At 67.6% G+C, this 22103-nt stretch carries 19 protein-coding genes; 7 read left to right on the forward strand and 12 right to left on the reverse strand.

Annotated features, from left to right (window positions below; genetic code table 11):
* Window positions 1-8: 8 nt before the first annotated feature.
* Window positions 9-1160, forward strand: a complete 1152-nt coding sequence (locus FHT98_RS09045; protein ID WP_142113813.1) for a GNAT family N-acetyltransferase — start codon at window positions 9-11, stop codon at window positions 1158-1160.
* Here the strand turns inward: FHT98_RS09045 and FHT98_RS09050 are convergent.
* The 3 genes from FHT98_RS09050 to FHT98_RS09060 form a co-directional block, all read right to left on the reverse strand.
* The gene (locus FHT98_RS09050; RefSeq protein ID WP_142115714.1) at window positions 1129-2745 is read right to left on the reverse strand and encodes an AMP-binding protein; all 1617 of its coding nucleotides are present in this window, start codon (window positions 2743-2745) and stop codon (window positions 1129-1131) included. The two genes, FHT98_RS09045 and FHT98_RS09050, sit on opposite strands and share 32 nt — an antisense overlap.
* Window positions 2746-2841: 96 nt before the next feature.
* Window positions 2842-3903, reverse strand: coding sequence for an ABC transporter substrate-binding protein (locus FHT98_RS09055; RefSeq protein WP_185745109.1), 1062 nt, complete (start codon window positions 3901-3903; stop codon window positions 2842-2844).
* Window positions 3904-4159: 256 nt separating this feature from the next.
* Window positions 4160-5260, reverse strand: a complete 1101-nt coding sequence (locus FHT98_RS09060) for an NADH:flavin oxidoreductase/NADH oxidase (RefSeq protein ID WP_142113815.1) — start codon at window positions 5258-5260, stop codon at window positions 4160-4162.
* A gap of 93 nt (window positions 5261-5353) precedes the next feature.
* Here FHT98_RS09060 and FHT98_RS09065 point away from each other — a divergent pair, with 93 nt between their 5' ends.
* Window positions 5354-5659, forward strand: coding sequence for an ArsR/SmtB family transcription factor (locus FHT98_RS09065; protein WP_091860006.1), 306 nt, complete (start codon window positions 5354-5356; stop codon window positions 5657-5659).
* Window positions 5660-5705: 46 nt separating this feature from the next.
* A complete protein-coding gene (locus tag FHT98_RS09070; RefSeq protein ID WP_142113816.1) occupies window positions 5706-6206 on the forward strand; it encodes an RNA pyrophosphohydrolase in 501 nt (166 codons plus the stop codon).
* A gap of 187 nt (window positions 6207-6393) precedes the next feature.
* Here FHT98_RS09070 and FHT98_RS09075 read toward each other — a convergent pair whose 3' ends face one another.
* From FHT98_RS09075 to FHT98_RS09100, 6 genes are all read right to left on the reverse strand, one after another.
* Window positions 6394-6807, reverse strand: a complete 414-nt coding sequence (locus FHT98_RS09075; RefSeq protein WP_061971400.1) for a F0F1 ATP synthase subunit epsilon — start codon at window positions 6805-6807, stop codon at window positions 6394-6396.
* Between the two features lie 118 nt (window positions 6808-6925).
* A complete protein-coding gene (gene atpD, locus FHT98_RS09080; protein ID WP_061971399.1) occupies window positions 6926-8413 on the reverse strand; it encodes a F0F1 ATP synthase subunit beta in 1488 nt (495 codons plus the stop codon).
* A gap of 75 nt (window positions 8414-8488) precedes the next feature.
* Window positions 8489-9358, reverse strand: a complete 870-nt coding sequence (locus tag FHT98_RS09085) for a F0F1 ATP synthase subunit gamma (RefSeq protein WP_061971397.1) — start codon at window positions 9356-9358, stop codon at window positions 8489-8491.
* A 164-nt stretch (window positions 9359-9522) separates the two neighbouring features.
* Window positions 9523-11055 carry a F0F1 ATP synthase subunit alpha gene (gene atpA, locus FHT98_RS09090; RefSeq protein ID WP_091860014.1) on the reverse strand — a complete coding sequence of 511 codons (1533 nt, stop codon included), beginning with the start codon at window positions 11053-11055 and terminating at the stop codon, window positions 9523-9525.
* Window positions 11055-11624: a F0F1 ATP synthase subunit delta gene (locus FHT98_RS09095; protein WP_061971394.1), complete on the reverse strand. Its 570-nt coding sequence runs from the start codon at window positions 11622-11624 to the stop codon at window positions 11055-11057. The genes atpA and FHT98_RS09095 overlap by 1 nt, the downstream gene beginning before the upstream one ends.
* A gap of 208 nt (window positions 11625-11832) precedes the next feature.
* Entirely contained in the window at window positions 11833-14016 is a 2184-nt protein-coding gene (locus tag FHT98_RS09100) for a primosomal protein N' (protein ID WP_248309183.1), read from the reverse strand.
* A gap of 59 nt (window positions 14017-14075) precedes the next feature.
* Here FHT98_RS09100 and FHT98_RS09105 point away from each other — a divergent pair, with 59 nt between their 5' ends.
* Window positions 14076-15002, forward strand: a complete 927-nt coding sequence (locus FHT98_RS09105; RefSeq protein ID WP_142113817.1) for a tyrosine recombinase XerC — start codon at window positions 14076-14078, stop codon at window positions 15000-15002.
* 74 nt (window positions 15003-15076) lie between these two features.
* Window positions 15077-15637, forward strand: a complete 561-nt coding sequence (locus FHT98_RS09110; RefSeq protein WP_142113818.1) for a DUF4337 domain-containing protein — start codon at window positions 15077-15079, stop codon at window positions 15635-15637.
* 5 nt (window positions 15638-15642) lie between these two features.
* Here FHT98_RS09110 and FHT98_RS09115 read toward each other — a convergent pair whose 3' ends face one another.
* The 3 genes from FHT98_RS09115 to FHT98_RS09125 are packed head-to-tail and all read right to left on the reverse strand — an operon-like array spanning window position 15643 to window position 18960.
* Window positions 15643-16503: an ABC transporter permease gene (locus FHT98_RS09115; RefSeq protein ID WP_142113819.1), complete on the reverse strand. Its 861-nt coding sequence runs from the start codon at window positions 16501-16503 to the stop codon at window positions 15643-15645.
* Entirely contained in the window at window positions 16500-17444 is a 945-nt protein-coding gene (locus FHT98_RS09120; protein ID WP_091860047.1) for an ABC transporter permease, read from the reverse strand. The genes FHT98_RS09115 and FHT98_RS09120 overlap by 4 nt, the downstream gene beginning before the upstream one ends.
* Window positions 17445-17469: 25 nt before the next feature.
* On the reverse strand, window positions 17470-18960 hold the full coding sequence (locus FHT98_RS09125; protein WP_142113820.1) for an ABC transporter substrate-binding protein: 1491 nt from the start codon (window positions 18958-18960) through the stop codon (window positions 17470-17472).
* A gap of 177 nt (window positions 18961-19137) precedes the next feature.
* On the opposite strand from FHT98_RS09125, the gene uxaC reads away from it, so the two are divergent.
* Together uxaC and FHT98_RS09135 are read left to right on the forward strand one after the other, a co-directional pair.
* Window positions 19138-20541, forward strand: a complete 1404-nt coding sequence (uxaC, locus tag FHT98_RS09130; RefSeq protein WP_185745110.1) for a glucuronate isomerase — start codon at window positions 19138-19140, stop codon at window positions 20539-20541.
* The gene (locus FHT98_RS09135; protein ID WP_142113821.1) at window positions 20538-22007 is read left to right on the forward strand and encodes a mannitol dehydrogenase family protein; all 1470 of its coding nucleotides are present in this window, start codon (window positions 20538-20540) and stop codon (window positions 22005-22007) included. The genes uxaC and FHT98_RS09135 overlap by 4 nt, the downstream gene beginning before the upstream one ends.
* Window positions 22008-22103 lie beyond the last annotated feature (96 nt).

Here is a 22103-nt window from a genome sequence, read left to right on the forward strand (position 1 = left end):
ACGGGCAGATGAGCACGATCACGGCTCTGGCAGCGACCGACGGCACTGCGGCCGCAGCCCGGCCATACCCGCCGCTTCCCCACCCGGATGCGGCGGTCTACAGCGAGCTGCGCGCGCTCGCCGCCTGCGAAAGCATCCGCCACGAATGGGCCGACCTCGCAAGCCGCGCCCTTGAAGCCAATCCCTGTCTCGAACCGGGCTTCGCGCTTGCAGCCGCCCAGCATCTCATCTCCTTCCGCAACGTCGAGCTGATGCTGCTCTGGCAGGGCGGCCCGGGCTCGGCGCAGCGCCGTCTCGTTGGGCTCATTCCCTGCCGGACGCAGCGCCATGTCTTCGCATCCGATACGCTGGAAGGCTTCGCCGATCCGCGCCTGCTGAACGGCACGCCGCTGCTCGACCGCAGCTTCGCCGCGCCTGCTCTGGCCGCTTTCCTGCGTGACTGGCGCGGCCGCAGCCATGCCACAGGGGCGTTCTCCCTCTCGGGAATCGATCCCGCGGGCGCCTTCGCCGCCGCGCTCGCGCGCGTCGCCGGTGGCCATGGCGTGACGGTCGGTTGGCAGCCGCTCATCGGCCGCAGGCTCGAGCTACCACCCACCGCCCGCATCGCCGCCTCCGACGAGATCTTGCGGGACAAGGGCCGCCTGATCCTTGCCGAAGCCACGAACCAGGTGGACCGGCGTGACGCTGTCGAGATTCTGCTGGCGATCGAGGCCTCGGGCTCGCGCGGCCGGGCCGGCAAAGCAACGCTGCAGGACACCCGCGAAGTCGGCTTCCTGCGCAGCATGAGCCGCGATCTCGGCCGGCAGAGGCTCTGCCGGATCGCCGTGCTGGTGCTGGACGACCGGCCGATCGCAGCGGCGCTCACGCTTGGAAAGGGCGCCTCCTGCTGGCTCTATCACGGCGTCGGCGACGAGGCCTTCGCGGCGCTGGAGCCCCTGCCGATGCTGCTCGCCATGATGCGCAAGGCGCAGCCCTCGCGGCAGATCCTGCTACCCGGCGGCCTGCCGCTCTTCGGCGCCCGCAACGAGGCCTTCGGCACGATCAGCCTCACCTGGCGCCGCCCGCAGCCCGCGCGCCGGCCGGCCGACCTCGCTGCCCGCATGCGCGAAAAGATCGGACGCGCTCTGTTCAGGCCTCGGCCCGCAGCAGTCGACGGATGATCTTGCCCGTCGTCGTCAGCGGCAGCTCGTCGCGGAAGGCGATCTCCCGCGGGTATTCATGCGCCGAAAGCCGCGCCCGCACGAAATTCTGCAACTCCGAGACCAGGGCTTTCGAGCCGCGATAATCGGGCTTCAGCACGACGAAGGCCTTGACGATCTCGGTCCGCAGCGGATCGGGCTTGCCGACCGCCGCCGCCAGCGCCACCGCCGGATGCCGCAGCAGGCAATCCTCGATCTCGCCCGGCCCGATGCGATAGCCCGAGGAGGTGATGACGTCGTCGTCGCGGCCGATAAAGCGGACATAGCCATCCTCGTCCTGCACGCCCTCGTCGCCGGTCGTCATCCAGTCGCCGACGAACTTCGCCGCGGTCGCCTCGGGGTTGCGCCAATATTCCAGAAACATCACCGGGTCCGGCCGGCGCACGGCGATCTGGCCTTCCTCGCCAGGCGCGCAGACCGTGCCGTCCGGCCGGATGATCGCGACCTCATGGCCTGGTACCGCCTTCCCGATCGCGCCCGGGCGGCTGATGCCGAGCGCGGCGCTGGAGGCGAGCACGAGATTGCACTCGGTCTGGCCATAGGCCTCGTTGATGGTGAGGCCGAGCGCCTCGCGCGCCCATTCCAGCGTCTCGGCGCCGAGCGCCTCGCCGGCCGCGGCGACCGTGCGCAGGTTCAGGCGCCAGCGCCCCTGCGGGCTGCCCGCGCCGCGCATCATCCTGAGCGCGGTCGGCGGCACGAAGGCGTTGCGGATGCCGAGATCCTGGATCAGCCGGTAGGCCTCCTCCGGCTCGAAGCGCGTCACCGGCCGCGCCACGACCGCGACGCCGAAATGCAGTGCCGGCAGCAGCATGTTGAGCAGGCCGCCAGCCCAGGCCCAGTCGGCCGGCGTCCAGGCGAGATCGCCCGGCTGCGGCATGAATTCATGGGGCATCTGCACGCCCGGCAGATGACCGGGCAGGACGCGGTGGCCATGCAGCGCGCCCTTCGGATTGCCTGTGGTACCCGAGGTGTAGATCATCAGCGCCGGATCGTCCGGCGTGGTCTCGACGGCTGTGAAATCCGGGCTGCCTTCCGCCAGCAGCGCGTCCCAGCTCTCCACCCCGCCATCGGCGCCATCGGTGGAGATGCGTAAGCCGAGCTCCGGCAGCGGCTGAGCGATCTGGCCGAGCTTCGCCAGCCCGCCGGCATTGGTCACCACGACCTTCGCAGCCGAGTCGGTCAGGCGATAGGCGAGCGCATCGACGCCGAACAGCGCCGCCAAGGGCACAGCGATGGCGCCGAGCTTATAGGCGGCGAGATGCGCCGTCAGCACCGCTCGCCCCTGCGGCAGCAGGATGGCGATGCGGTCGCCACGACCGACGCCGCGCACCCGCAGCGCATTGGCCAACCGGTTGGAATGCTCGCGCAGCCAGCCGAAGCTGACCGGACTCACCTGCCAGTCCTGCGACACCTCGATGATGGCCGGACGATCAGGCTCTGCAGCGGCCCAGCGGTCGCAGACGTCGACGGCGATGTTGTAGCGTTCCGGAATGCGCCAGTGGAAGCGCTCGCGCAACGCAGCGTAATCGGTCAGGTCTGGCAGGATCAAAATAAACGTCCGGTGGGAGGCGCGGCACGATAGGCAGGCCGCTCCCGGCTGTCACCCGCGTCTTGCGTACCATCTCCCAGCGTAATGATGCGCTCAGAACATGCGTTCGCCGGCAGGAGGCAGATAGGCGTCGGTAAACGCATCGCCTGCCCGCGCCTTGTCGCGGAAGCTCCCCGCCAGGACGAGCTGGTCCAGCGCCTGTGTCCAGCGCTCGAGGTCGATCCCACCCAGACCATGCGCGCGGACATACGGGGTCAGGATGTTGCGCTCGATCACGGCGGCGAGCTTGTCGCGCTCCACGTCGGCCTGGGCGCTCTCGTTGCGGCGCAGGACGGATTGCGCGCCAGCGCCGGGATTGACCACGGTATCGCGGACGCCGCGCATGACGGCACGCACGAGCCCGCGCACGGCATCCGGCTTGGCCGCGGCGAACTTGCCGGAAACGATCACCGCACTGCCGTAGAGCAGCAGGCCGTGATCGGCCATGTCCATCAGCACGATATCCTCGCCGGGCACGCCGCGCGCCTTCAACGAGACGGCGGTCGAGGGACCGAAGGCGAAGAGGGCATCGATCTCACCGGAAGCCAGCATCGGCTCACGCACCGGCAGGCCGATGGTCTCGACCCGGATCTTGCTGTCGTCGATTTTGTTGAGGCTCTTGAAGATCGGCCATTGCGCGAAGCTGGCATCGATGCTGGCCGTGCCGAGCTTGCGGCCTTCGAGGCTCGTCGGGGCGGTCGTGATCCCCCGGCTCTTGCGGCCGATCACGGCGTAGCCCGGCCGATCATGGATGATCATCACCGCCTTGAGATCAGCGCTCGGGTTCTCGTCGCGGAAGCGGATCAGCGCGTTGATATCGCCGAAGCCTGCATCCTGCGTGCCGGCGGCCAGGCGCTGGAGCATGGCGCGTGCGCCATTGCCCGGCTCGATCACGACATCGAGCCCTTCGGTGCCGAAATAGCCCTTGTCCTGTGCCGCCAGGAACGGCGCCGTCAGCGCATCGAACCGGCGGTCCAGCGCGAAGCGGATAGCGGTGTTACCCTGCGCATGGGCCAGTCGGCCTCCGGCGAAACAGGCCGCCACGGCCCCGACGGCCAACTGTCCGAAACCGCGCCGGCACAGGACAGAGGAGCGAGAGGGCGAAGCGATCGGCATGTCTGGCCTCCGGGCGCCATGCTGGTTGGGGCACGGCATATCCGTGCGTCCAGTCTTGTTGACATCATAAGATGTTGAAATGGCGTCAACACCGAAGAAGTTCCCTGGCAAAAACGCATTATCGGCGACCCCAGGCCTCATGTATCACCGCAGAGGCGAGCATCTCCCGCGCGTCGAGCGAGCAACGCCGCACCACACATGAAAAGAGGAGCCGCAAGGCCCCTCTCTCATCGCATCTCGCTTCGAATGAAACGCCTCAGGCGGCGCGATAGCGCGCCAGCCAATGCGCATAGGGTGCCGGCAGGGTCGCCCAGGCCGGGTTCTCGACACCGAGCGCCTGCGCCGCCGCATAAGGCCAATGCGGATCGGCCAGCAGCGGCCGGCCCAGCGTCACCAGGTCGACCTTGCCCTCGCGCACCAGCGCGTCGGCCTGCTCGGGCTTGCTGATGTACCAGCTCGTCGAGGCGGGCAGGCCGGTCTCGCGCCGCACCCGCTCGGCGACGGGTGCCAGGAAGGCCGGCCCCCACGGAATCTTCGCTTCGTTGGTCGAGAAGCCGACGCTGACATCGATGAAATCGAGCCCTTCGCCCTTCAGGCGTTTCACCAGCTCGATCGCCTCGGCGAGCGTCTCCTCGTCGCGCCCGTCATATTCGATCACGCCGAGCCGGACGGAGAGCGGCCGGTTCTCCGGCCAGACCTTGCGCACGGCGGCCAGCGTCTCGATCAGGAAACGGCTGCGGTTCTCGAAGCTGCCGCCATAGGCGTCCTCGCGCTTGTTGGCATGGGTCGAGAGGAAGCTCTGCGCGAGATAGCCATGGGCGAAATGCAGCTTCAGCCACTGGATGCCGATGTCGCGGGCCCGCTCGGCCGCGGCGACGAAATCGCTGCGTACGCGCTCGATATCGGCCGTGGTCATAGCACGGGGCACACGCGGCAGCCCGCCGCCCTGTGCGACCGCCGAGGGCGCGATCGTCTCCCAGCCGCGCGCGTCATTGGCCGGGATATGGTCGTCGCCTTCCCAGGGCAGGTTGGCGCTGGCCTTGCGCCCGGCATGGCCGATCTGGATGCCGGCGACCGCACCGGCCTTGCGCATCTCCGCGACGATCGGCGCCAGCGCCTCCGCCTGCCCGTCATTCCACAGGCCGAGGCAGCCAGGCGTGATCCGGCCTTCCGGCGAGACGCCGGTCGCTTCGATCACCACGAGGCCGGTACCACCACGTGCGAGCCCGGCGAGATGCGCCCGGTGCCATTCGTTGGCGACGCCGTCCTCAGCCATGTACTGGCACATCGGCGAGGCGATGATGCGGTTGCGGAGGGTGACGTCCTTCAGGCTGAAGGGATCGAACAGGCCAGGCATGATGCGGCTCCACGCAGGTGGGTTTCTGTGTTTCGATAGTTCGATATTTTTCGAACTTTGGCAAGTTCAAAACCCTGTGATAGGCTGCCGGCCATGCGACACGCCCGCCTGCCCGCCTCCGAAGAGATCGCGCTCGAAGACGTCTTCCATGCCTTGAGCGATCCGTTTCGGCTCGAAGTCGTGCGCCGGCTGGCAGTGGAAGGTGAGCAGAGCTGCCAGGCTCTGGAGGGCGACCGGCCTAAATCCAGCGTCTCGCATCATTTCCGCGTCCTGCGCGAGGCCGGCCTGATCCGCACCCGCAACAAGGGCGTGAGCCGGATGAACGCCCTGCGTCGCGACGATATCGAGCAGCGCTTCCCCGGCCTGCTCGCTTGCGTCGTTCCCAAGTCAGGCGGTTGATCCGCAACCGGTTTCGCTTCGCCTGGCCTCACCCTATGCTCGCGCCATGAACCTCCCCTACCGCCCCAATGTCGGCATCGCCCTGTTCAATGCGCAGGGGCTGGTCTTCGCGGGCCGCTCGCACAGCGCCGGACCCGAGATCGTCCTGCCCGGCTTCGACTGGCAGATGCCGCAAGGCGGCATCGATCCCGACGAGGACATCGTCGCCGCTGCCCGTCGCGAGCTGGAGGAGGAGACCGGCGTCACGCAGGCCGAGCTGCTCGCGGTGACCGAGGAGTGGTGGAGCTACGACTTCCCGCCCTATGACGGCCCCTGGCACAAGCTCGTGGCCTTCCGCGGCCAGCGCCAGCGCTGGGTCGCCTTCCGCTTCACCGGCAGCGAGAGCACGTTCGACATCGGCAAGCCCAATGGCGACGAGCCGCCGGAATTCAGCGAATGGCGCTGGCGCCGGCTCGCCGAGATGCCCGGGCTGGTCGTGCCGTTCAAGCGGCCGGTCTACGAGAAGGTGGCGCAGGCGTTTGCGGGCTTCGCAGCGGCTGGAGCCTAGGACGCGTTCGCGAACAATGCGCGTCATTCTCGGGCGGAGCGAAGCGCAGGCCCGAGAATCTCAGGCAGAATAGAGCGCCTCTTGGTCCAGAAATGCTCGGGTCAAGCCCGAGCAGGACGGCGAGCATTTCGCCAACGAAAAAGGGCCGCTTGCGCGGCCCTTCCGAATTCCAGAGCTGAAGAGCGGATCACGCCGCCTTGCGCTGCTCGAAGACGTGCTTGAATTCGCGCAACTGCACCAGCGCCTCCCGCAGGCGCTTCTTCTCATCGTCGTTGTGCGAACCGGCGAGGCGGGTCTCGGCGGTCAGGATCTCGGCGTCGAGCACGGCGCTATCGACATCCTCGAGGAACTTGCCCTGCTCGGCCAGGATGGTCATCGTTTCCTGGTTGACCTCGGCGAGGCCGCCATTGACGAAGAATTCCTTGCCGTTCTGGTCCGTCGTCTGGACGAAGACGATGCCAGCCTTGAGCGTCGCCACCAGCGGCGCATGCCCGGCAAGCACGGTCATCTCGCCCTCGGTCGACGGGACGATGACACTGACGACCTCACCCGAGAACAGGATGCGCTCCGGCGAGACGAGTTCGAACTTGAAGGTGGCCATCGCCTGTCTTTTCCTCCGACCTCATCCCGGCCGCGGGACTTGCCAGATCTGTCAACAACCTATGCCCGGCATGGTTCCGGGCAGCAGCAGCCGCCCGGAAACGCCGGTCGCGAGAGGCTTACGCGGCCTCGGCGGCCAGGCGCTGCGCCTTTTCGACGGCTTCCTCGATCGAGCCGACCATGTAGAAGGCCGCTTCCGGCAGGTGGTCATACTTGCCCTCGATCAGGCCCTTGAAGCCCTTGATGGTGTCCTCGAGCGGGACGAGCTTGCCGGGCGAGCCGGTGAAGACCTCCGCGACGAAGAAGGGCTGCGACATGAAGCGCTCGATCTTGCGGGCGCGCGCCACCGTCATCTTGTCGTCTTCGGAGAGCTCGTCCATGCCCAGGATCGCGATGATGTCCTGCAGCGACTTGTAGCGCTGCAGCGTCTGCTGGACAGCGGTCGCGACGGCGTAGTGCTCCTCGCCGACGATGTCGGCCGAGAGCATGCGCGAGGTCGAGTCGAGCGGGTCGACCGCCGGGTAGATGCCCTTTTCCGCGATCGAACGCGACAGCACGGTACGGGCGTCAAGGTGGGCGAACGAGGTCGCGGGCGCAGGGTCGGTCAAGTCGTCGGCCGGGACGTAGATCGCCTGCACCGAGGTGATCGAGCCCTTGTTGGTCGTGGTGATGCGCTCCTGCAGGTTGCCCATGTCGGTGGCGAGCGTCGGCTGATAGCCCACCGCCGAAGGAATGCGGCCGAGCAGCGCGGACACTTCCGAGCCGGCCTGCGTGAAGCGGAAAATGTTGTCGACGAAGAACAGCACGTCCTGGCCCTTGTCGCGGAAATCTTCCGCGATGGTCAGGCCGGCAAGGGCGACGCGCATGCGGGCGCCCGGGGGCTCGTTCATCTGGCCGTAAACGAGAGCGCACTTGGAGCCAGCGGTCGAACCGTTGTTCTCCTTGGGGTTCTTGTTGACGTTGGACTCGATCATCTCGTGATAGAGATCGTTGCCCTCACGGGTGCGCTCGCCGACGCCGGCGAACACGGAGTAGCCGCCATGGGCCTTCGCGACGTTGTTGATCAACTCCATGATCAGCACGGTCTTGCCGACGCCGGCGCCGCCGAACAGGCCGACCTTGCCGCCCTTGGCGTAGGGCGCCAGCAGGTCGACGACCTTGATGCCGGTGACGAGGATCTGGGCGTCCGTCGCCTGCTCGGCATAGCTCGGGGCCGGCTGGTGGATGCCGCGGCGGGCCGTGGTCAGGATCGGGCCGGCCTCGTCGACCGGCTCGCCGATGACGTTCATGATGCGGCCGAGCGTCTCGTCGCCGACCGGAACCGCGATCGGCGCGCCGGTGTCGGTGACGGACTGGCCGCGGACCAGACCTTCGGTGGCGTCCATCGCGATGGTACGGACGGTGTTCTCGCCGAGATGCTGGGCGACCTCGAGGACCAGGCGGTTGCCGAGGTTGTCGGTCTCGAGCGCGTTCAGGATCTCCGGCAGGGCGCCGTCGAACTGCACGTCGACGACCGCGCCGATGACCTGGGTAACGCGGCCGGTGCCGGTGTTGGCGGGCTTCTCGGCGGTCTTCGTCTTGGTGGTCTTGGTAGCGGCTTTGGCCATGGTGGAACCTCGGGACTAGCGCATTCGGATGTTGCGGCTGCCGGCGGATCGCTCCGCCGACGAAAGATTAGGCGGTTATAGCGCTTCCGCGCCGGAGATGATCTCGATCAGTTCCTTGGTGATCATCGCCTGGCGCGAGCGGTTGTAGATCTGCGTCTGCTTCTTGATCATCTCGCCGGCGTTGCGCGTGGCGGAATCCATCGCCGACATGCGCGCGCCCTGTTCGGACGCGGCGTTCTCGAGCAGCCCGCGCAGGATCTGGACGGTGAGGTTGCGCGGCAGCAGCGCCTCGAGGATCTCGCCCTCGTCCGGCTCGTAATCGTAGACCGCGTCGGTCTGCTTCGTCCCTTCCGGGATCTCGGCCGGGATGATGCGCTGCGCCGTCGGGATCTGGGCGATCACCGAGCGGAAGCGCGAGAAGAACAGCGTCGCGACGTCGAACTCGCCATTGCCGAAGCGGGCCAGCACGTTCTGGGCGATCGTCTCCGCATTGGCGAAGCCGACCTGCTTGAACTCGCGCAGGTCGATGAACTCGATGATCTCGGCCGCGAACTGGCGGCGCAGGATGTCGTAGCCCTTCTTGCCGACGCAGATGATCTTGACCGTCTTGCCTTCGGCCTTCAGCGCCAGCGCCTTGTCGCGGGCAAGACGCGCGATCGAGGAGTTGAAGGCGCCGCACAGGCCGCGCTCGGCGGTCAGAACCAGCAGCAGATGCACCTTGTCGGAGCCCGTGCCGGCGATCAGGCGCGGGGCGCTCGAACCGGAGACGCCCGACGCGAGATTCGACAGCACCGTCTCCATGCGCTCGGCATAGGGGCGCGCAGCCTCGGCAGCCGACTGCGCGCGGCGCAGCTTGGCAGCCGCGACCATCTGCATGGCCTTGGTGATCTTCTGCGTCGACTTCACCGAAGCGATGCGGTTTCTAAGGTCCTTCAAAGAAGGCATGTGGCGCTCTCACCCCGTCATGGTCGAAACTGACCATCTACGTCTCATTCCGTCATGCCCGGGCTTGTCCCGAGCACCCATGTCCTCACTCCCGCCCGCCTTGCTCGATCGGCCGCAAGGCGTGAATGGCCGGCATGAGGCCGACCATGACGGGAAGCCCGTCCTCAGGCGAAGGACTTCGCGAAACCCGTCACGATGTCCTTGAGCTTGGCGGCATTGGCGTCCGACAGGTCCTTCGACGTGCCGATCTCGTTCAGCATGTCGGCATGCTTGCCGCGGACCAGCGAGAGCAGGCCGTCCTCGAAGGCGCGGACCTTGTTGACCGGAAGCGCGTCGAGATAGCCGTTCACGCCGGCATAGATCACGACGACCTGCTCTTCCATCTTCAGCGGCGAGAACTGCGGCTGCTTCAGGAGCTCGGTCAGGCGGGCGCCGCGGTTGAGCAGGCGCTGCGTGACCGCGTCGAGGTCCGAGCCGAACTGGGCGAAGGCGGCCATCTCGCGATACTGGGCGAGCTCGCCCTTGATCTTGCCGGCAACCTTCTTGGTGGCCTTGGTCTGCGCCGACGAACCGACGCGCGACACCGAGAGACCAACGTTCACGGCCGGGCGGATGCCCTGGTAGAACAGGTCCGTCTCCAGGAAGATCTGGCCGTCGGTGATCGAGATCACGTTGGTCGGGATATAGGCCGAAACGTCGTTCGCCTGGGTCTCGATGACGGGCAGCGCCGTCAGCGAGCCGAGGCCGGCGGCCTCACCCATCTTCGCCGCGCGCTCGAGCAGGCGGGAGTGGAGATAGAACACGTCGCCCGGATAAGCCTCGCGGCCCGGCGGGCGGCGCAGCAGCAGCGACATCTGGCGGTAGGCGACGGCCTGCTTGGAGAGGTCGTCATAGATGATGACGGCATGCATGCCGTTGTCGCGGAAGAACTCGCCCATGGCGCAGCCGGCGAAGGGCGCCAGGAACTGCATCGGGGCGGCGTCCGAGGCGGTGGCCGCCACGACGATGGAATACTCCATCGCGCCGCGCTCCTCGAGCACCTTCACGAGCTGGGCGACGGTCGAGCGCTTCTGGCCGACGGCGACGTAGACGCAGTAGAGCTTCTGGCTCTCCGGAGCGCCTTCGACGTTGAGGGGCTTCTGGTTCAGGATCGTGTCGAGCGCCAGGGCGGTCTTGCCGGTCTGGCGGTCGCCGATGATCAGCTCGCGCTGGCCACGGCCGATCGGGATCAGGGCGTCGACCGCCTTGAGGCCGGTCGCCATCGGCTCATGCACCGACTTGCGCGGGATGATGCCGGGCGCCTTGACGTCGACGCGGGCGCGGGTCTTGGACTTGATCGGGCCCTTGCCGTCGATCGGGTTGCCGAGCGCGTCGACGACGCGGCCGAGCAGCTCCTTGCCGACGGGAACGTCGACGATGGCGCCGGTGCGCTTGACGGTCTGACCTTCCTTGATCTCGCGGTCGGAACCGAAGATCACGACGCCGACATTGTCGCTCTCGAGGTTGAGCGCCATGCCGCGCACGCCGGACTCGAATTCGACCATCTCACCGGCCTGGACCTTGTCGAGGCCGTAGACGCGGGCGATGCCGTCGCCGACGGAGAGAACCTGGCCGACTTCGGTGACCGAAGCTTCCGAGCCGAAATTCGAGATCTGAGCCTTCAGGATGGCGGAGATTTCAGCGGGGCGGATGTCCATCAGCCGACCTCTTTCATGGCAAGACGAATTGAATTGAGCTTGGTTTTCAGCGAGGCATCGACCATGCGGGAGCCCATCTTGACGATGAGCCCGCCGATCAGGGCCGGGTCGATCTTGATCGAGACGTCGACATCCTTGCCGGCGACGCCCTTCAGCGCCGCGCGGATCTCGTCGACGCGCTTGGCCGTGGGCTGCTCGGCGACCGTCACCTCGGCGGAGACGATGCCCTTGGCCTCGGCGACCAGACGCTTGTAGCCGGCGATCATGCCCGGCAGCGCGAAGAGGCGGCGCTTGCTGGCGACGAGGCCGATGAAATTGGCGGCAATGCCGGTGATGCCGGCCTTCTCGAGCACGGCCTTGATCGCCGCGACCTGCTCCTCGGCGGTGAAGGCCGGGCTCTCGATCAGGCGACGGAGGTCCTCGCTCTCGGCGAGCAGACCGTTGAAGCTATCCAGAGCGGCCGCGACGGCGTCGATCGCGCCTGCCTCCTGAGCCAACTCGAACAGAGCGGTGGCATAGCGTTGAGCTACGCCCGACACCAATGTCCCCTGCGATCCGCCTTCAGCCACGCTTCCCGTCTCTCGTTTCAAGGGACCACACCGGCGACCTTCCTGACGAAGGTGGAGTGTATGCTCCCGACACTGCGAGTATCATAGGCCCGAAGTCGGCAAGACGACTTCGCGACCGAAATGTGGCGGTGCACTAGCATGCGGTTCCGGGCCGCGCAATCGCTGATTGCCCTTCATTAGCGGCGATTTTGCCGCGCCTTTCACCTCTTCAAAGGAAGCTTTGCGGATCGACGTCCACCGCGACCCGGACCGAGCCCTTGGGCCGGGGCGCCCGTTTCAGCCAGCCGCGCAGATAGTCCTGCAGGTTGATCTCGCGCGCCGTCTTGACGATCAGGCGCATGCGATGGCGCCCGCGCAGCACTGCCAAAGGCGCTTCCGCCGGCCCCAGCACCATGATTCCGTCATTGGCCTCGGCGCAGCGCGCCAGCGCCCGCGCATGGCTTTCGGCCTCGGCCTGGTTGTTGGCGGAGACGATCAGCGCCGCCAATCGCCCGAAAGGCGGCAGGCCCGCGGCCTCCCGCGATGCCTCCTCTGCGGCATAAAACCGCTCCGGATCGCCCGAGATCAGTGCCTTGAGCACAGGATGCTCCGGGTCATGCGTCTGAAGCAGGGCGCGGCCAGGTTTCTCGCCCCGCCCTGCGCGCCCGGTGACCTGTCGCAAGGCCTGGAAGGTTCGCTCCGCCGCGCGTGGATCGCCGGATGTGAGGCCAAGATCGGCGTCGATCACACCGACCAGCGTCATTCCCGGGAAATTATGGCCTTTGGCGACGAGCTGGGTGCCGATGACGATGTCGAACTCGCCTTCCGCCACAGCCATCAGCTCCGTCTTCAGCCGCTCGGTCCCGCCCGGAAAATCGCTGGAGAGTACGATCGAACGCGCCTGTGGAAAAAGCGTCGCGACCTCCTCGGCCAGCCGCTCGACGCCCGGCCCGCAGGCGACGAGGCTCTCGGGCTTGTGGCAGGCCGGGCATTCATGCGGCCGGCGCTCGACATGGCCGCAATGATGGCAGACCAGCGCCCGCCGGAAGCGATGGTCGACCAGCCAGGCCGAGCAGTTCGGGCACTGGAAGCGGTGGCCGCAATCCCTGCACAGCGTCAGCGGCGCATAGCCGCGCCGGTTGAGGAAGAGCAGGGATTGCTCCTTGGCCTCCAGATTGGCCTCGACCGCCTTGATCAGCGCGCCCGAGAGCCAGCGCCCCCGCTCCGGCTTGTCGCGGCGCAGGTCGACCAGCCCAAGCTGCGGCAACTCGCGCCCGCCGAAACGCTCGGGCAGCCTGAGATGGGCATAGCGTCCGCGCTCGGCATTGACGCGGGTCTCCAGCGAGGGCGTCGCCGAGGCCAGCACGACGGGTGCATTCTCGATCCGGCCCCGCACCACCGCCATGTCGCGCGCATGATAGGAGACGCCGTCCTCCTGCTTGTAGGCGCTCTCATGCTCCTCATCGACGACGATGAGGCCGAGATCGCTATAGGGCAGGAACAGGGCCGAGCGCGCGCCGGCCACGACCTTGGCTTCGCCCGATGCGATCGCCGCCTGCAGGCGCTCCCGCTTGCGGCCCGTCACCGCCGAATGCCACAGGCCGGGCCTGACACCGAAGCGGGTCTCGAACCGGTCGATGAACTGCGCGGTCAGCGCGATCTCGGGCATCAGGATCAGGCTCTGGCGACCGAGCCGGATCGCCTCCGCCACCGCCTCGAAATAGACTTCCGTCTTGCCCGAGCCGGTGACGCCTTCGAGCAACGAGACACCGAAGACCTTCGCCTGCACGGACGCCACCAGTGCTTGCGCGACCTCCGCCTGCCCTTCCGAGAGTTCCGGCTTAGCATGGTCGGGATCAGGCAAGGCCGCGATCGCTTCTCGCGGCAGGGGCTCGACGATGAAGGTGCCGGCATCGACGAGGGAATCGATCACCGCCGCGCTGACGGACGCCGCCTCGGCCAGCGCCGATTTCCCGATCAGCAACCCGCCCTCGGCCGCCGCAATGGCCCGCGCCCGCGCCGGCGTCATCCGCCCCGGCGGCGGACCTGCGAGCCTCACCCCAAGCTTCGGCCGCTCGGGCGTGTCGTCCGGTTGCCGACGCAGTGCCAGCGCCAGCACCGAACCTTTCGGTGCGAGCGTGTACCAGGCGACCCAGTCGACGAGCTTGCGCAGCGCCGGATCGAGCGGCGGCATGTCGTATTTGCTGGTGACCTTCTTGAGATTGCCGCCGCGCCCGGAACCAACGTCCCAGACGACGCCGACGGTCTCGCGCGGCCCGAGCGGCACCTGCACGACATCGCCGGGCTTCAGCACGAGCCCGACCGGCACGGCATAGCTATAGGCCTGATCGAGCCCGAGCGGGATCAGCACGTCGACCGTGCCGCCTTCGATCATGTCCGCCGTCTCATCCATCGCGCCAGTGTCTAGCACCGATTCGGCTGCTGTTAAGGCAGGAGCGTCATGCTTCCACGATGACCGATTTCGATACCTTCCGGCGTGACTGGCTTTCGCACCTCTCGGCCGAGCGGCGCCTTTCGCCGAAGACGCTGGAGGCCTATGCCCGCGACCTCGGCCAGTTCCATGCTTTCCTCACCGAGCATCTCGGTGGCGCGCCCTCGCTTTCCGACATCGCCGCGCTCAAGCCCGTCGACCTGCGCGCTTTCCTCGGCCAGCGCCGGCGCGACGGCGTCGGCAACCGCACCCTGATGCGCCAACTCGCGGCCTTGCGCTCCTTCGCCCGCTTCGGCGAGCGGAACGGCAAGCTCACCGCCGCTGCCTTTGCCGCGACCCGCGGCCCACGCCTCGGCAAGTCGCTGCCGCGCCCGCTCGAGCCCTCGGCCGCCCGCGCCGTCACCCAGGCCGATACCCGCGCCGGCGAGGAGCGCGAGCAATGGATCCTTGCTCGCGACGCTGCCGTCCTCGGCCTGCTCTATGGCAGCGGGTTGCGCATCTCGGAGGCGCTCTCGCTCGCCCGCACTCAGGCGCCGCTTCAGGCTGGCGACACGCTCACCGTCATCGGCAAGGGCAGCAAGACCCGGATGGTGCCAGTGTTGCCGGTCGTGGTCGCGGCCATCGCCGAATATCTCAAGCTCTGCCCCTGGCACCTGCCGCCGGAAGGGCCCCTCTTCGTCGGCGCCAAGGGCGGCCCGCTCTCGCCCCGCATCATCCAGCTTGCGGTCGAGGGCTTGCGCGGCGCACTCGGCCTGCCCTCCTCGGCAACGCCGCACTCCCTGCGCCATTCCTTCGCGACGCATCTGCTCGGCCGGGGCGGCGATCTCCGCGCCATCCAGGAACTGCTCGGCCACGCCTCGCTCTCCACGACACAGATCTATACCCGCATCGATTCCACCCGCCTGATGGCGGCCTATGACGCCGCCCATCCACGAGCCGGGCGCTAGACCCGCATCGCCCTCTTGCTGCCCAAACGGAAAGCCTTAAACAGCGCCGCCACCATGGCCCTACGAGGTGATTCGTGTCCGGTTCCATCGAAACGCCCGAGGGCGGCAACAAGCGCATCGCCCTGCTGATCGCGCTGCTGGCGCTGACGCTCGCCTTCTCAGAGATCGGCGGCAAGAATGCCGAGCAGGAGGCCGTCGCCAAGAATATCGAGGCCTCCAATCTCTGGGCCTTCTTCCAGGCCAAGACGATCCGCGGCACGACGGTGCGCACCGCGACCGAGGCGCTGGAGGTCGAGCTTGCCGGCGTCACCGACGAGGCCGCCCGGCAGCGCCTGACCAAGCGCATCGAGAGTTGGAAGCAGACCGTCGCGCGCTACGATTCCGAGCCCGAGACCAACGAGGGCCGCAAGGAGCTCGCCGCCCGTGCCAAGGCGGCCGAAGCCCAGCGCGACATTGCCGCAGCCCGCGACGACAAGTTCGACATCGCGTCAGGCCTGATCCAGATCGCGATCGTCATCTCGTCCGCCGCGATCATCACCGGCGTCGGGCTGCTCGCCGCCACCGGCGGCCTACTCGGCCTCGCCGGCATCGCGTTGATGGCGCTGGCCCAGTTCGCGCCGACCGCTCTGTTCTGACGGCCTTACCGGGCGCGCCGCAGGCGTGGATCGACTGCGTCGCGCAGGCCGTCGCCCAGCAGGTTGAAGCCCAGCACGGTCAGCGCAATCGCGGCACCCGGGAAGATCGCAAGCCAGGGCTGCGCCGCCATGAAGGTCTGCGCCTCGTTGAGCATCCGCCCCCAGGACGGGTTCGGCGGCTGCGTGCCGAGCCCGAGATAGGACAAGCCGGCCTCGGCCAGCACCGCGAGCGCAAACTGGATCGTCGCCTGCACCACCAGGATGCCGGCGATATTGGGCAGGACATGGCGTAGCGTGATCTGCCGGTTATTGAGCCCAGCCGCCCGCGCCGCCTGGATGAAGTCCTGCGCCCAGACCTGCAGGGCCGCGCCGCGCGCGAGCCGGGCAAAATAGGGCAGGTTCAGCACGGCGATGGCGACGACCGCGTTGAGCATGCCCGGCCCTGCGATCGCGGTCATCATGATCGCGGTCAGCACGGCCGGGAAGGCATGGGTGAAATCGGCCGTGCGCATGATCGCATGGTCGAGAATGCCGTCGCGCCGGACCGAGGCCGCGAGCCCCAGCGCCGTCCCGACGACCATGCCGATGCCGACCGCACCCAGGCCCACCGCCAGCGAATTGCGCGCACCGACCATGATCATCGAGAAGACATCGCGGCCGAACTGGTCGGTGCCGAACCAGTTTGCCGCCGACGGCCCCTTCAGGCGGTTCAGGATCATCATCTGCGTCGGCTGATAGGGCGTCCAGACATAGGAAACGAGAGCCGCCGCGACGACGAGCATGGCCAGCACAGCGCCGATCACGAAGGAAGGCGCGAGCCACCAGTGCCGCTTGCCGCCGAGCACCTTGTCCTCAGCCGCGCTCATGACTGCCTCAGGCGGGGATCGATCAGCCCATAGAGCAGTTCGACCGCGAAATTGATCAGGATCGCCAGCCCGGCGAAGAGCATGACGAGGTCCTTGACCACGATGAGATCGTGCTGGGCGATGGCCTGGAAGACGAGCCGCCCCAGCCCCGGCAGGGCGAAGACGTTCTCGATGATGATGGCGCCTGCGATCAGCACGGAGAACTGAAGGCCGAGGATGGTGACGACCGGGATCAGCGCGTTGCGCAGCGCATGCCGGCGCATCGTCGTGCCCTCGCTCAACCCCTTGGCGCGGGCGGTCCGGACGAAATCCTCCTGCAGCGTATCGAGCATCGAGGACCGCGTCACCCGCGCGATGATCGCGGCCTGCGGCAGGGCGAGCGCAAGGGCCGGCATCAGCAGCGCCTTCAGCGAGACGCCGATCCCCGCCTGCCAGCCCGGAAAGCCGCCGGCCGGCAGCCAGCCGAGCCCGACCGCGAAGACGAGCACGAGCAGCAGACCAAACCAGAAATTCGGGATGGCGAGCCCGGCCTGCGCGAAGGCCATCACCCCGGCATCGGCCAGCCGGCCATGGCGCGAGGCCGCGAGCATGCCGAGCGGAATGCCGATCGCCGTTGCTAACGCGATCGCCATCAGCGCAAGCGGCAAGGTCACCGCCATGCGCTCGGTGATGAGCTGCAGCACCGGCACGCGATAGGTGTAGCTCTGGCCGAGATCGCCCGTGACGAGCCCGCCCAGCCAGATGAAGAAGCGCAGCGCCGCCGGCTTGTCGAGCCCCATCTCGGCCCGAAGCGCGGTCAGCGCCTCGGGCGCGGCATTGAGGCCGAGCGTCACCGCCGCCGGGTCGCCCGGCAGGATTTCGAGCACGACGAAGATCACCACCGCCGCCGCGAGCAAGGTCAGCACCAGCGCGACGAGCCGGCGCAGGATATAGCCGATCATGACGCCCTGCCGCCTGCCGGCGGCCTCACCGCCAGCGCAATTCCGCCAGCGGCGTCACCGGCAGCGGCCAGTCGGTCCACATCCCCTCCAGCGCGGCGTTCGCCACGGTGATCTTGGGCAAGATGAACAGGAAGCCGTTGACCGCATCCTGGGCCAGCTTGCGCTGCGCCTGCTTGTAGAGCTCGTTGCGCTCGGCCTCCGGCAGGGTCACGGCGATCTTGGCGATCAGCGCCTTGAAGTCCGGGTCCTTGTACTGGAAGTAGTAGCCGTCGCGCGCGTAGATATCGATGTCGAGCGGCTCGGTATGGGCGATGATGCTGAGGTCGTAATCCTTGTTGCGGAAGACGCGCTCCAGCCATTGCGGGAATTCGAGCGGCTCGATCGCCGCGTTGATGCCGATCTGCGAAAGCAGCGCCGCGACGATCTCGCCGGAGCGACGGGCATAGGAGGGCGGCGGCAGCTTCAGCGTGCAGTTGAAGCCGTTCGGGAAGCCGGCCTCTGCCAGCAGCGCCTTGGCCTTGGCGGGGTCGTAGGGATAGGTGCCGGTCAGGTCGACATAGGCCGGGTGCAGCGGCGAGAAATGGCTGCCGATCAGGTTGACGTCGAAGCCATAGACGCCGAGCGCGATGGTCTTGCGGTCCAGCGCATGCGCGATGGCTTGGCGGACCTTCAGATTGTCGAAAGGCGGCTTGGCGTTGTTGGTGGCGAGCACCGTCTCGCCCTCGGTGCCGCCGATCGTGACCTTGAGCTTCGGATCGGCCTTGAGCTGCGGCACGGCCTCCGGCGCCGAGAGATTGGTATGGGCGTCGACATCGCCGGCCCGGAGCGCCGCGACCTGTGCCTGCGGGTCCGACATGAAGCGGAAGACCGCCTTGGCCAGCGCCGGCTTCTCGCCCCAGTAGCCGTCGTTGCGGGCGAGTTCGAGCCGGTCGCCGCGGTTCCAGCGCACGAATTTGAACGGGCCGGTGCCGACCGGATTGGTCTTGTTGTTGGCGGCCGTGGCCGGCGCCACGATCACCGCATCGCCCCAGGCCAGGCCGAAGAGGAAATTCGCGGTCGGCTGCTTCAGCTTGATCACCACGGTCGCCGGGTCCGGCGTGGTGATCTCGGCGATGGGCGTGAAGAGCTGGCGCTGGGCGTTGGTGGAATCCGGTGCCACCGCGCGCTCGAACGAGAACTTCACCTGCTCGGCGGTGAACGGCGTATCGTCGTGGAACTTCGCGCCTTGCCGCAGCTTGAAGCGATAGGTGACGTTGTCGTCGGCGATCTGCCAGCTCTCGGCGAGGCAGGGCTGGAGCTTGCCGGTCCGGTCGATCTTGACCAGCCCTTCGAAGATGTTCTGCAGCGTCACCTCGCGGATCGCCTGCGCGGCGCCGGATGTCGGGTCAAGTGTCGGCGGCTCCAGCGTCTGGGCGATGGTCACGCTGTCCTTTGCCTGCGCCAGCGCGACGACGGGAAGCTGCGCCGCCAGCGCTGCCAGTCCCGCCCCTGCCAGGAGTTCACGCCGCGTCGTCATATCCATCGCTCCGGTACCGTTGCGGCGCGAGGATGGCGCGGGAGATACGACAAGCGCAAGTCCGGTTCCGAAGCAATCCCCGACAGGTAGCGGCCGTCCTCTGGCGCACTAGTATACCAGGCGATTGACCCCCGCTGCCGCCGGTTCTAGAGATCGGGGCGACCGATGGAGATGCCCATGCTGCTGCACGACGATCGCCTCTTTCCCGCCGATCCGGTAACCCGCGGCATCGCGCGCCGGCTCTTCGCCACGGTCCGCGACCTGCCGATAATCTCGCCGCATGGCCATACCGATCCGCGCTGGTATGCCGAGGACAATGCCTTTCCCGATCCGGCGACCCTCTTCGTCAAGCCGGATCATTATATCTTCCGCATGCTCTACTCGCAGGGCGTGCGCCTCGAACAGCTTGGCATCAACAGAAAGGACGGTGGCGAGGTCGAGACCGATCCGCGCAAGATCTGGCAGCTCTTCGCCGATCACTGGCACCTGTTCCGGGGCACGCCGACGCGGCTCTGGTTCGAGCACGCAGCCTCGACCGTCTTCGGCATCAACGAGCGCCTGACGCCGGAGAATGCCGACAAGATCTACGACAGGATCGCCGCGAAGCTGGAAGAGCCGGAGCTGCGCCCGCGCGCCCTGTTCGAGCGCTTCAACATCGAGGCGATCAGCACGACCGAAGGCGCGCTCGACGATCTCCGCTGGCACGACATGGTCCGCGAGTCCGGCTGGGGCGGCAAGGTCGCCACCGCCTACCGCCCCGACAGCGTCGTCGATCCGGAATTCGAGGGCTTTTCGGATAATCTCGAGAAACTGGGCGAACTGACCGGTGAGGATATCGGCAGCTGGACCGGCTATCTCGCCGCCCATCGCAAGCGGCGCGCCTATTTCAAGGAGCGCGGCGCCACCTCCTCCGACCACGGCCACGCCACCGCCCGCACGGCCAATCTCTCGGATGCGGATGCCGAGAAGCTCTACGCCAAGATCCTGAAGGGCAAGGTCTCGGCCAAGGATGCCGATCTCTTCCGCGGTCAGATGCTGACCGAGATGGCGAAGATGAGCCTCGACGACGGGCTCGTGCTCCAGATCCATCCCGGCTCGCACCGCAACCACAACGCGGCCCTGTTCGAGCATTTCGGCCGCGACATGGGCTCCGACATTCCGACGCAGACCAACTATGTCGAGGCACTGAAGCCGCTGCTCGACGCCGTCGGCAACGAGCCCAATCTCACGGTCATCGCCTTCACGCTGGACGAGACCGCCTATTCGCGCGAACTCGCCCCGCTCGCCGGGCATTATCCGGCGCTGCGGCTCGGACCGGGCTGGTGGTTCCTGGACGCGCCGGAAGCGATGCTGCGCTTCCGCGAACTCACCACCGAGACGGCCGGCTTCTACAACACCGTCGGCTTCAACGACGACACCCGCGCCTATCTTTCGATCCCGGCACGGCACGACGTCGCGCGCCGCGTCGACTGCGCCTATCTCGCCAAGCTCGTCGCCGAGCACCGGCTCGAAGAGGACGAGGCGGCCGAGGTCGCCCATGACCTCGCCTATCGCCTCGCCAAGGAGGCCTACAAGCTGTGACCCGCCTCTCCGCTTCCGCTCTCGCCGGCCTGCCGGCCTCGGTCCGCCGCCCGGCCTATGACCGCTCGGCCCTCAAGCCCGGCATCGTCCATCTCGGCCTCGGCGCCTTCGCCCGCGGCCACCTCGCCGAATATACCGAGGACGCGCTGGAGCACTGCTTCGGCGCCTGGGGCATCACCGGCGCCAGCCTCCAGCGCCCCGACCAGCGCGACCGGCTGAAGCCGCAGGACGGGCTCTACACCCTGCTCAAGCTCGCCCCGACCGGGCCGGAATTGCGCATCATCGGCTCGGTGCTCGATGTCCTCGTCGCACCCGAAAACCCCTCCGCTCTCATCGCAAAGCTCGCTGCGCCCGAGACCCGCATCGTCTCGCTCACCGTCACCGAGAAGGGCTATTGCCACGACCCGGCGACCGGCAAGCTCAAGGCCGATCATCCCGACATCGTCCACGACCTCGCCAATCCCAACGCGCCGCGCTCGGCCGTCGGCATCCTCGTCGCCGGGCTGAAGGCGCGCCGCGATGCGGGGCTTGGCCCGTTCACCGCGCTCTGCTGCGACAATCTTCCCTCCAACGGCCATGTGCTGCGCGGCCTCGTCCGCGACTTCGCAGCGCTCACCGACGACAAGCTCGCCACCTGGATCGAGGCCAACGGCGCCTTCCCCGCGACGATGGTCGACCGCATCGTGCCGGCGACGACCGAGGCCGACCTCGCCGAAGTCGCCAGGCTGATCGGCACCGAGGACGCCGCCCCCGTCATCGGCGAGCCCTTCCGGCAATGGGCGATCCAGGACGTCTTCGCCGCTGGCCGCCCGGACTGGCATGAGGTGGGCGCGCAGATGGTCTCCGAGGTCGCGCCCTTCGAGTTCATGAAGCTCAGGATGCTCAACGGGGCGCATTCCTCGCTCGCCTATCTCGGCTATCTCGCCGGGCATGAGACGGTGGCCGAGGCCAGCAGTGATCCCGTCCTCGCCCGCTTCCTCGAAGGCCTCTGGACCGAGATCATCCCGACCGTGCCGGCCCCGCAGGGCGTCGTGCTCGCGGACTACGCCAAGGCCCTGCTCGTCCGCTTCCAGAACCCGGCGATCCGCCACCGCACCTGGCAGATCGCCATGGACGGCTCGCAGAAGCTGCCGCAGCGCCTGCTCGGCACGATCCGCGAGCGGCTGAAGGCCGGTGCCGGAATCGAGCATCTCGCGCTCGGCGTCGCCGCCTGGATGCGCTACGTCACCGGCACCGACGAAAAGGGCGGCGCCATCGACGTGCGCGATCCGCTTGTTGCGGAGCTCAAGCGCCACACGGAGACTGCCGGGCGTGATCCGAAAGCGCTGGTCGAGGCGCTCACCGGCATCGAGGCGATCTTCGGAACCGACCTGCCGGGCGACCTTCGGTTTACAAAACCGGTGACCGCTCACCTCGCCTCGCTCCTCGACAAGGGCGCGAAGGCGACGGCGGCGAGCTTGGGCTAAGCCCTCAGCGTCATTCTCGGGTGAAGCCCAGCTTCGACCCGAGAATCTCGTGACAAGAAGGTTCCGGGAGCCTCATCCGGGACGAGATGCTCGGGT

Origin of the sequence: Allobosea sp. AK1 (assembly GCF_006714945.1) — a bacterium.
GTDB classification, from domain to species: Bacteria; Pseudomonadota; Alphaproteobacteria; order Rhizobiales; family Beijerinckiaceae; genus Allobosea; species Allobosea robiniae.

Coding starts and splice junctions, on each gene's coding strand:
- FHT98_RS09075 (WP_061971400.1), bottom strand. CDS start 6,807: ATGGCCACCTTCAAGTTCGAACTCGTCTCGCCGGAGCGCATCCTGTTC.
- FHT98_RS09120 (WP_091860047.1), bottom strand. CDS start 17,444: ATGATCGGCTATATCCTGCGCCGGCTCGTCGCGCTGGTGCTGACCTTG.
- FHT98_RS09105 (WP_142113817.1), top strand. CDS start 14,076: ATGACCGATTTCGATACCTTCCGGCGTGACTGGCTTTCGCACCTCTCG.
- FHT98_RS09055 (WP_185745109.1), bottom strand. CDS start 3,903: ATGCCGATCGCTTCGCCCTCTCGCTCCTCTGTCCTGTGCCGGCGCGGT.
- FHT98_RS09100 (WP_248309183.1), bottom strand. CDS start 14,016: ATGGATGAGACGGCGGACATGATCGAAGGCGGCACGGTCGACGTGCTG.
- FHT98_RS09065 (WP_091860006.1), top strand. CDS start 5,354: ATGCGACACGCCCGCCTGCCCGCCTCCGAAGAGATCGCGCTCGAAGAC.
- FHT98_RS09085 (WP_061971397.1), bottom strand. CDS start 9,358: ATGCCTTCTTTGAAGGACCTTAGAAACCGCATCGCTTCGGTGAAGTCG.
- FHT98_RS09125 (WP_142113820.1), bottom strand. CDS start 18,960: ATGACGACGCGGCGTGAACTCCTGGCAGGGGCGGGACTGGCAGCGCTG.
- atpD (WP_061971399.1), bottom strand. CDS start 8,413: ATGGCCAAAGCCGCTACCAAGACCACCAAGACGAAGACCGCCGAGAAG.
- uxaC (WP_185745110.1), top strand. CDS start 19,138: ATGCTGCTGCACGACGATCGCCTCTTTCCCGCCGATCCGGTAACCCGC.
- FHT98_RS09115 (WP_142113819.1), bottom strand. CDS start 16,503: ATGAGCGCGGCTGAGGACAAGGTGCTCGGCGGCAAGCGGCACTGGTGG.
- FHT98_RS09070 (WP_142113816.1), top strand. CDS start 5,706: ATGAACCTCCCCTACCGCCCCAATGTCGGCATCGCCCTGTTCAATGCG.
- atpA (WP_091860014.1), bottom strand. CDS start 11,055: ATGGACATCCGCCCCGCTGAAATCTCCGCCATCCTGAAGGCTCAGATC.
- FHT98_RS09045 (WP_142113813.1), top strand. CDS start 9: ATGAGCACGATCACGGCTCTGGCAGCGACCGACGGCACTGCGGCCGCA.
- FHT98_RS09060 (WP_142113815.1), bottom strand. CDS start 5,260: ATGCCTGGCCTGTTCGATCCCTTCAGCCTGAAGGACGTCACCCTCCGC.